This window comes from Ruegeria sp. BHSA162 (genome assembly GCF_059613385.1).
In genome coordinates, this window is record NZ_JBXWSK010000115.1 from 1 (window position 1) to 7,929 (window position 7,929).

Consider the following 7,929-nt stretch of genomic DNA (forward strand, 5'->3'; position numbering starts at 1 on the left):
ATACGGCTTGGGCAAAACGCGTGATCGGATGTTCGGTTTCATCATCCACGATCCAGGCGTCGCGTTTCGAGATCGGCTTTTGGATCTGTGCCGCAACTTCTTCGCGCAGCGCCTCCTGCAACGCCGGAAACCCATCGAAACCCAGTTTTCGCGCCATGCGAATGACCGTCGGGGTGGACACTTGTGCCGCCGCTGCCAGCTTGGTGATCGATTGCAGCCCACCCATCGGATAATCCTGCAACAGGACCGATCCCAGCTGCCGTTCCGAGCGGGTCAGGCCTTCAAGTTCGTCCTGAATGCGTTGTTTGACCGTTTTGGCGACAGAGGCCATCGGTGCCCTCATATTATTCAATTTGCTACAGGATATGAGCGATTGTAATTTTGTCTACAGAAATTTTCTTGACAGGCTCAAGGCCGCTGTAACAAATGCTACGCATGCAGTCCAAGACCGAGTCATCTCTGTTATCCCCTCTGGAAGTGCCCGCCGCACGTGTGTTGAACGCGCGTGGCGTGGCGCGCGCGGTTCTGGTGTGCGAACACGCAAGCCGGTTCATTCCTGCGGCTTTGGATGGGCTGGGGTTGGACGACGTGGCGGCCCGTTCACACGCGGCCTGGGATATCGGGGCTCTGGAGGTTGCGGTTGAACTGGCCGGTGCCCTGGATGCGCCTCTCGTACACTCGCGGGTCAGTCGGCTGGTCTATGACTGCAATCGTCCGCCCGAACGGGAAGACTCGATGCCGCCGCGTAGCGAGGTGTTTGCTGTGCCCGGCAATCAGGGTCTGACGGCGGAACAGCGTGCCCAGCGAGTTCGCGACATTTATGAACCGTTCCGGTGTATCTTGTCGCAAACGCTGGACCGCCGCCCAGAACCGCCTGTCCTGATTACGATCCACAGTTTCACACCAATCTACAACGGCAAGACCCGGGCGGTCGAACTGGGGATATTGCATGACTCTGATGACCGTGCGGCTCAGGTCATGCTGAACCATGCAGCGCATTGCGGGCTGAGAGTGGCGTTGAACGAACCGTATTCGCCAGAGGATGGTGTCACGCACACTCTGCGTGAGCACGGTATCGCGCGGGGCTTGCCCAACGTGATGATCGAGATCCGCAATGATCTTATCGACACGCCGACCGGGGTCAATCGGATCGTGGGGCTATTGACGCCAATTTTGGCCGCCACGGTCGCAACCTTTTCCGACGCAGGGCAGAACACATGAGGGCAGGGGTGCAGGTATGAGCTTCATGCGGGGATATATTGCGGTCATCGACCGCATGAACCGCTGGATCGGGCGGGTCGTGATGTACGGTATCTTCGTGATGATGGGCATCCTGCTGTGGTCGTCGATCTCGAAGACCTTTTTCCTTCCGTCGCTCTGGACGCTCGAAGTCGCGCAGTTTGCGATGGTGGCCTATTACATCCTGGGCGGGCCGTATTCGATCCAGATGGGCTCGAACGTGCGGATGGACCTTCTGTACAGCGAATGGTCGCACCGGCGGCGGGCCTGGACCGATGCGATCACCGTGCTGTTCCTGATCTTCTACCTGGGCGTGATGATCTATGGCGGGTTCGACTCGCTCAGTTATTCCCTGCAATATGGCGAGCGCAGCCCGACCGCGTGGCGCCCTTATCTGTGGCCGATCAAAGTGATCATGGTCGTGGGGCTGATCCTGATGCTGCTGCAGGCCATTTCCGAACTGTTCAAAGATATTCTACGCCTCAAGGGCGATGACATCCCGCGCGAGGTGATCTGATGTCGTATGAGTTGATCGCCATCCTGATGTTCTCGACCATGATGCTGATGCTGCTGACCGGTCAGCGCGTGTTCGGTGCCATCGGTTTCGTGGCCGTGGTGGCGGCGCTGCTGCTGTGGGGCGACCGCGGCGGCTATGACATCGGGTTTTCGGCCGCGATGAAGCTGATGAAATGGTACCCGCTGCTGACGCTGCCGATGTTCATCTTCATGGGTTACGTTTTGGCCGAGTCCAAGATCGCCGACGACCTGTACAAGATGTTCCATGTCTGGATGGGCGGGCTGAATGGCGGGCTGGCCATCGGCACGATCGGGTTGATGGTGCTGATCTCGGCGATGAACGGGCTCAGCGTCGCGGGGATGGCCATCGGGGCCACCATCGCGCTGCCCGAGCTGCTCAAACGCGGCTATGATAAGAAGATGGTGACCGGAGTGATCCAGGCCGGGTCATCGCTGGGCATTCTCGTGCCGCCGTCGGTGGTGCTGGTTCTTTATGCGATGATCGCGCGTCAGCCGGTGGGGCAGCTGTGGTTGGCGGGCATCCTGCCGGGCCTGATGATGGCGGGGATGTTCATCCTGTACATCGTGATCCGCTGCCGGATAAACCCGGAACTCGGCCCGGCCCTGTCGAAGGAAGAGCGCGACGTGCCGATGGCGGAAAAGTTGCGGCTGCTGCGCGCGGGACTGCTGCCGCTGGCGATTTTCGCGGCGATGATGGTGCCCTTCGTCAATGGCTGGACCTCGCTGGTCGAAAGCTCGGCCATCGGTGCGCTGACGGCTTTTGCCGCCGCCGTGCTGAAAGGGCGGATGACGCGCAAGGTGTTCGAGGTCTCGGTGCGCTCGACCCTGGGCATCACCTGCATGTTCATGTGGATCATCCTGGCCGCGCTGGCCTTTGGTGCGGTGTTCGATGGGCTGGGCGCCGTGCGCGCGATCGAGACCCTGTTCACCGAACGGCTGGGTCTGAACCCCTGGGTGATCCTGATCCTGATGCAGTTGAGCTTCATCCTGATGGGCACCTTCCTGGACGACACCGCGATGCTGGTGATCGTGGCGCCGCTCTATGTGCCGCTGGTGGGGGAACTGGGCTTTGACCTGATCTGGTACGGGGTGCTGTACACGATCACCACGCAGATCGCTTATATGACGCCGCCCTTCGGCTATAACCTGTTCCTGATGCGGGCGATGGCCCCGCCCGAGATTTCGCTGCGCGACATCTACGGCTCGATCCTGCCCTTCGTGATGGTGATGACGCTGGCGCTGGCCATCATCATGACCTTCCCGCAGATCGCGCTGTGGCTGCCCGACTACATCTACAACAAATGACCCCGGACATACCGGGGCACCTGCGAGAGGTTGGTCTCTCGCCCATCGAAACCGACAACGGAGAGAGAAGATGACGAACAGACGCACATTCCTGAAAGGGGCCGCCGCGGCCCCGGCAGCCGCGCTGGCCACCCCGGCGCTTGCGCAATCCACGATCCGCTGGCGCATGCAGACCTATGCCGGCCCGGCATTGGCTGAGCATGTGATCGACCCGGCCATCAAGATGTTCAACCAGATCGCCGGAGACCGGATGCAGATCGAGCTGTTTTATGCCGACCAGCTGGTGCCCACGGGCGAGCTGTTCCGCGCCATGCAGCGCGGCACGATCGACGCGGTGCAGTCGGATGACGACTCGATGGCCTCGCCCACCGAAGTAACCGTGTTCGGCGGCTATTTCCCGTTTGCGTCGCGCTATTCGCTGGATGTTCCCGTCCTGTTCAACCAGTACGGTCTGAACGAGATATGGGACGAAGAGTATTCCAAGGTGGGCGTCAAGCACATCTCGGCCGGTGCGTGGGATCCGTGCCATTTCGCCACCAAGGACCCGATCAACAGCCTGGCGGACCTTCAGGGCAAGCGGGTGTTCACCTTCCCGACGGCGGGCCGGTTCCTGTCGCAGTTCGGCGTGGTCCCGGTGACCTTGCCGTGGGAGGACATCGAGGTCGCCGTGCAGACCGGCGAGCTGGACGGCATCGCCTGGTCGGGCATCACCGAAGACTACACCGTCGGCTGGGCGGATGTGACCAACTACTTCCTGACCAACAACATCTCAGGCGCTTGGGCCGGGTCTTTCTTTGCCAACATGGACCGTTGGAACGAACTGCCCGAAGATCTGCAGACCCTGTTCCGCGTCTGCACCGATCAGTCGCATTACTACCGTCAGTGGTGGTATTGGGGCGGCGAGGCATCGCTGCGCGTGAATGGTGACAAGATGAAGCTGACCTCGATCCCGGATGAAGAATGGGCGCAGGTCGAAGCCGCCGCAGTGGCCTTCTGGGATGAGATTGCAGCCGAGTCCGAGACCAAGGCCAAGGTTGTCGAGATCATCAAGAAGTACAATGCCGACATGCAAAAGGCTGGCCGTCCCTACCGGTACGGCTAAGGTGAAACCGGCCTGCCCTCATACCGGGGGCAGGCCGACGCAAACGTCAGTCCGGCAGGTGGCGCCGGCGCAGAAATAGGTGGCTCATGCTCAACTTCGACACGCTCAAGACCCAGGTTGCCGAAGGCTCGGTCGATACGGTTCTGGTCTGCATGGTGGACATGCAGGGCCGCTTGATGGGCAAACGATTCCACGCGGGTCATTTCGTGGCCGGGGCTTGGGAAGAAACCCATTGCTGCAACTACCTGCTGGCCACCGATCTCGAGATGGCGACGCCGGACGGCTATGCCTCGACCAGCTGGGAGCGCGGCTATGGCGACTATGTCATGAAGCCCGACCTCAGCACTCTGCGCCCGGTTCCGTGGCTGGAAGGCACGGTGATGGTGATGTGCGACGTACTGGATCACCACACGCATGAGGAGGTCCCGCATTCTCCGCGCGCCATTCTGAAGAAGCAGGTCAATCGCCTGAAGGCCATGGGCTATGAGGCAATGTGCGCGACCGAGCTGGAGTTTTTCCTGTTCGAGAAGAGCTTTGACCAGATACGCAAGGAAGGTTTCCGCGATCTGGAACCGATCTCGGGCTACAACGAGGATTACCACATCCTGCAGACCACCAAAGAAGAGCATGTGATGCGGCCGATCCGCAATCACCTGTGGGATGCGGGCATTCCGGTCGAAAATTCCAAGGGCGAGGCCGAGGCCGGGCAGGAAGAACTGAACATCAAATACGCCCCGGCCATGCAGACAGCCGAGTATCATTCGATCGCCAAGAACGCGGTCAAGGAGATCGCGTGGCAGCACGGCCATGCAGCGACCTTCCTGCCGAAATGGCATCACGACCGGGTCGGGAGTTCGTCGCATGTGCATCAGTCGTTGTGGGCGGACCGGCAACCGGCATTTTTTGACAAGGCCGATCCGCTGGGCATGTCGGACCTGATGAAAAACTACATGGCGGGCCTGCTGAAATACGCGCCCGACTATACCTGTTTCATGGCGCCGTACATCAACAGCTACAAGCGGTTCATGAAGGGCACCTTTGCGCCGACGCGCATCATCTGGTCGGTGGACAACCGCACCGCGGGGTTCCGGCTGTGCGGGGATGGCACCAAGGCGGTGCGGGTGGAGTGCCGGATTCCGGGTTCGGACATGAACCCCTATCTGGCCATCGCGGGCATGCTGGCCGCAGGGATCGCGGGCATCGAGGAGGGGCTCGAGCTGCAGCCGCCGACCAAGGGCGATGTCTATCAGGGGGATACGGGCATGATTCCGGGCAACCTGCGCGCGGCGCGGGATGCGTTGCATGGGTCGTCCATGCTGAGGGCGGCCATGGGCGATGACGTGGTGGATCACTATGTCCGCGCCGCCGAGGTCGAGATCGAGGAATTCGAGCGCGTGGTGACCGATTGGGAGATTGCCCGCGGGTTCGAGCGGGCGTAGAGGGCGGATGTGAGGGGCCAGCCCCTCACGCTCCCCGGGATATTTTTGGCCAGATGAAGCAGCGGGCCTGCTTTTCTTGAGGATGGAGTGACCAATGGGTCAGGTGTTGAAATGTATCTCGCCGATCGACGGATCGGTGTTTGCCGAGCGGGACACCCTGGATCGTGACGCGGCATTCGCCGCTGCGGGTCGGGCGCGGGCGGCGCAGGCGGATTGGGCGGCGCGGCCCCTGCAGGAGCGGATCGATTTGGTGATGGCCGGCGTTGCGGCCGTGGGTGCGATGAATGACGAGATCGTGCCGGAACTGGCCCAAATGATGGGCCGGCCGGTGCGCTATGGCGGCGAGTTCGGCGGTTTCAACGAACGCGCGACCTATATGGCGGGCATCGCGCGCGATGCGCTGGCCGATATTGCCGTGGGCGAGGATGAGGCGTTTAAGCGCTACATCAAGCGCGTGCCGCATGGCGTGGTGTTCGTCGTGGCGCCCTGGAACTATCCGTACATGACGGCGATCAACACTGTGGCGCCGGCCTTGATCGCGGGCAATACGGTTGTGCTGAAACATGCCACGCAGACCTTGTTGGTCGGCGAGCGGATGGCGCGGGCCTTCCACTCGGCTGGCGTGCCCGAGGACGTGTTCCAGAACCTGTTCCTGAGCCATGACGTGACCAACGATCTGATTGCCGGCAAGGCGTTCGATTTCGTGAATTTCACCGGCTCGGTCGCCGGAGGGCAGGCGATGGAGCGGGCGGCGGCCGGTACCTTTACCCCCGTCAGCACCGAGTTGGGGGGCAAGGACCCGGGCTATGTCATGGAGGACGCCGATCTGGACGCGGCGGTCGACACGCTGATCGACGGGGCCATGTTCAACTCGGGCCAGTGCTGCTGCGGGATCGAGCGGATCTATGTGCATGAAAGCCTGTATGACGATTTCGTCGCCAAGGCGGTCGAGATCGTCAGGGGCTACAAGCTGGGCAACCCGCTGGATCCGGAGACGACGCTGGGGCCGATGGCCAACGTGCGTTTTGCCGACGAGGTGCGCGCCCAGATCGCCGAGGCCGTGGCCGCCGGTGCAGTGGCGCATATCGAGACCTTTGCCGGAGATGACGGCGGCGCCTATCTGACGCCGCAGATCCTGACCAACGTCACGCACGACATGCGCGTGATGCGCGACGAAAGCTTCGGCCCGGTCGTGGGGATCATGAAGGTGTCTTCGGATGACGAGGCCATTGCCTTGATGAACGACAGCGAATTTGGCCTGACCGCCTCGCTGTGGACGCGCGATGTGGCGCGGGCCGAACGCATCGGAGACCGGATCGAAACCGGAACCGTGTTCATGAACCGGGCCGACTATCTGGACCCGGGTCTGTGCTGGACCGGCTGCAAGAATACCGGTCGTGGCGGCGGCCTGTCGATCATCGGATATCACAACCTGACACGTCCCAAATCCTACCACCTGAAAAAGGTGACGGGCTGAGGACGATTTGCCTGCCCCGGACCGACCCCCTCGCCGGGGCAGGCCTTAGACACAAGGAAAGCTGACATGAGTCTTGTTGGAAACTGGTCCTATCCGACCACGATAAAATTCGGCGCGGGCCGCATCAAGGAACTGCCCGAGGCCTGCGCGGCGGCTGGGATCAAGCGCCCGCTGCTGGTGACCGACCGCGGCCTTGCCGATCTGCCGATCACCGCCGCGACGCTGGACATTCTTGAGGCCGCCGGGCTGGGCCGGGGCCTGTTCAGCGAGGTCGATCCGAACCCGAATGAAAAGAACCTCGAGGCCGGTGTGGCCGCCTACAAGGCGGGTGAACATGACGGTGTGATCGCGTTTGGCGGTGGTTCGGGGCTGGATCTGGGCAAGATGGTTGCCTTCATGGCCGGTCAGACTCGCCCGGTCTGGGATTTCGAGGACATTGGCGATTGGTGGACCCGCGCGGATGCCGAGGCGATCGCACCGATCATCGCGGTGCCGACGACGGCCGGCACCGGCTCGGAAGTCGGCCGCGCCAGCGTCATCACCAATTCGGAAACCCATGCCAAGAAGATCATCTTCCACCCCAAGGTGCTGCCGACCGTGGTGGTCTGCGACCCTGAACTGACCGTGGGCATGCCGAAATTCATCACCGCCGGGACCGGACTGGATGCGTTCGCGCATTGTGTCGAGGCCTATTCCAGCCCGCATTACCACCCGATGAGCCAGGGCATCGCGCTGGAAGGGATGCGGCTGGTCAAGGAGTACCTGCCGCGCGCCTATGCGGACGGCACCGACATCGACGCCCGCGCCCAGATGATGAGCGCGGCCGCCAT

8 protein-coding genes are annotated in these 7,929 nt (G+C 61.9%); 7 read left to right on the plus strand and 1 reads right to left on the minus strand.

The annotated features are described in order from the left end of the window. The coding region (locus AC2FM5_RS18605) for a MurR/RpiR family transcriptional regulator (RefSeq protein WP_496737382.1) at positions 1-331 on the minus strand (331 nt) is incomplete at its 3' end. 104 nt (positions 332-435) lie between these two features. Between AC2FM5_RS18605 and AC2FM5_RS18610 the strand changes: the two genes are divergently transcribed. From AC2FM5_RS18610 to AC2FM5_RS18640, 7 genes are all read left to right on the plus strand, one after another. Then, complete coding sequence (locus tag AC2FM5_RS18610) at positions 436-1,221, plus strand: N-formylglutamate amidohydrolase (RefSeq protein WP_496737385.1); 786 nt, start codon at positions 436-438, stop codon at positions 1,219-1,221. Between the two features lie 16 nt (positions 1,222-1,237). Then, positions 1,238-1,756 (plus strand): TRAP transporter small permease subunit, encoded by a 519-nt coding sequence (locus tag AC2FM5_RS18615; RefSeq protein WP_170365895.1) that lies wholly within the window; start codon positions 1,238-1,240, stop codon positions 1,754-1,756. Next, a complete protein-coding gene (locus tag AC2FM5_RS18620; RefSeq protein ID WP_170369364.1) occupies positions 1,756-3,081 on the plus strand; it encodes a TRAP transporter large permease in 1,326 nt (441 codons plus the stop codon). The genes AC2FM5_RS18615 and AC2FM5_RS18620 overlap by 1 nt, the downstream gene beginning before the upstream one ends. Before the next feature lie 70 nt (positions 3,082-3,151). Then, entirely contained in the window at positions 3,152-4,183 is a 1,032-nt protein-coding gene (locus AC2FM5_RS18625) for a TRAP transporter substrate-binding protein (RefSeq protein WP_093963096.1), read from the plus strand. A gap of 86 nt (positions 4,184-4,269) precedes the next feature. After that, positions 4,270-5,622 carry a glutamine synthetase family protein gene (locus AC2FM5_RS18630; RefSeq protein WP_496737390.1) on the plus strand — a complete coding sequence of 451 codons (1,353 nt, stop codon included), beginning with the start codon at positions 4,270-4,272 and terminating at the stop codon, positions 5,620-5,622. A gap of 94 nt (positions 5,623-5,716) precedes the next feature. Beyond that, entirely contained in the window at positions 5,717-7,099 is a 1,383-nt protein-coding gene (locus AC2FM5_RS18635; RefSeq protein ID WP_496737392.1) for an aldehyde dehydrogenase family protein, read from the plus strand. Between the two features lie 66 nt (positions 7,100-7,165). Then, the coding region (locus tag AC2FM5_RS18640; RefSeq protein ID WP_496737394.1) for an iron-containing alcohol dehydrogenase at positions 7,166-7,929 on the plus strand (764 nt) is incomplete at its 3' end.

Coding starts and splice junctions, on each gene's coding strand:
- AC2FM5_RS18610 (WP_496737385.1), top strand. CDS start 436: ATGCAGTCCAAGACCGAGTCATCTCTGTTATCCCCTCTGGAAGTGCCC.
- AC2FM5_RS18615 (WP_170365895.1), top strand. CDS start 1,238: ATGAGCTTCATGCGGGGATATATTGCGGTCATCGACCGCATGAACCGC.
- AC2FM5_RS18620 (WP_170369364.1), top strand. CDS start 1,756: ATGTCGTATGAGTTGATCGCCATCCTGATGTTCTCGACCATGATGCTG.
- AC2FM5_RS18625 (WP_093963096.1), top strand. CDS start 3,152: ATGACGAACAGACGCACATTCCTGAAAGGGGCCGCCGCGGCCCCGGCA.
- AC2FM5_RS18630 (WP_496737390.1), top strand. CDS start 4,270: ATGCTCAACTTCGACACGCTCAAGACCCAGGTTGCCGAAGGCTCGGTC.
- AC2FM5_RS18635 (WP_496737392.1), top strand. CDS start 5,717: ATGGGTCAGGTGTTGAAATGTATCTCGCCGATCGACGGATCGGTGTTT.